The sequence below is a fragment of the Rhodococcus sp. R1101 genome (assembly GCF_000278445.1).
GTDB classification, from domain to species: domain Bacteria; phylum Actinomycetota; class Actinomycetes; order Mycobacteriales; family Mycobacteriaceae; genus Rhodococcus; species Rhodococcus gordoniae.
Window position 1 is genome coordinate 1 of sequence record NZ_AJVB01000777.1, and the last position, 1077, is coordinate 1077.

Genomic DNA, 1077 nt, shown 5'->3' on the forward strand with positions numbered 1-1077 from the left:
CAACGCTCTCGTGGGTCTGGCGCGGCCGGGCAAGTTCGGTGGCGATGTGAGCCACCTGAACCTGCACAAGACGTTCTGCATCCCGCACGGTGGCGGTGGACCGGGAGTCGGACCGATCGGTGTCCGGGCGCATCTGGCTCCGTACCTGCCGGGTCATCCGGCGGAGCCGGGTCTCGGGGGAGCCGGGCCGGTCTCGGCGGCGCCCTTCGGGTCGGCGTCGATCCTGCCGATCACCTGGGCGTACATCAAGATGATGGGTGCCGAGGGACTGCGTCGCGCGTCGTTGACGGCGATCGCGTCGGCGAACTACATCGCGCGTCGTCTCGACGAGTACTTCCCGGTGTTGTACACGGGGGAGACAGGCATGGTCGCCCACGAGTGCATCCTCGATCTGCGTCCGCTGACGAAGGCGACGGGGGTGACGGTCGACGACGTCGCGAAACGTCTGGCCGACTACGGCTTCCACGCGCCGACGATGAGTTTCCCGGTGGCCGGCACGCTCATGGTCGAACCCACCGAGAGCGAGGACATCGCCGAACTCGACGCCTTCATCGACGCGATGATCTCGATCCGCGGTGAGATCGACCGGGTCGGGGCAGGGGAGTGGCCGGTGGACGACAACCCGCTGCGCGGGGCTCCGCACACCGCGGAATGCCTGGTGGGCGAGTGGAATCACCCGTACTCACGGGAGATCGCGGTGTTCCCGATGGGGAAGAGCCGGGCCAAGGTCTGGCCCGCGGTGCGACGGATCGACGGCGCACACGGCGACCGGAACCTGGTGTGCTCGTGCCCGCCCTTGGAGGCGTACAGCGGCTGACGCCGGGATGGCCGACGGACCTGTCCGTCGGCCATCTTCATCAGTAGAATAACTCCGGACAAGACGGAAACCATAGAAATACAGAATCTCACCACCCTAGGCGCAAACCTCACGCCACCCGGACGAGCGGGAGGTCAGTTCGCCGCAGCCAACTCGAGGATGGAGATCTCCGGTGGGGTGCCCACCCGCACGGGCGGTCCCCACGCGCCGGTGCCCTGGGACGTGTAGATCTGCGTGTCGCCGAAGCGGTCGAGTCCGGT

Annotated in this window: 2 pseudogenes; one reads left to right on the forward strand and one right to left on the reverse strand. The window is 67.4% G+C overall.

The annotated features are described in order from the left end of the window. Nucleotides 1–817 (forward strand): annotated as a pseudogene (locus tag R1101_RS28615) (glycine dehydrogenase (aminomethyl-transferring)); the annotation flags it as partial. Nucleotides 818–951: 134 nt separating this feature from the next. Here the strand turns inward: R1101_RS28615 and R1101_RS30480 are convergent. Next, nucleotides 952–1077, reverse strand: a pseudogene (locus R1101_RS30480) (metallophosphoesterase); the annotation flags it as partial.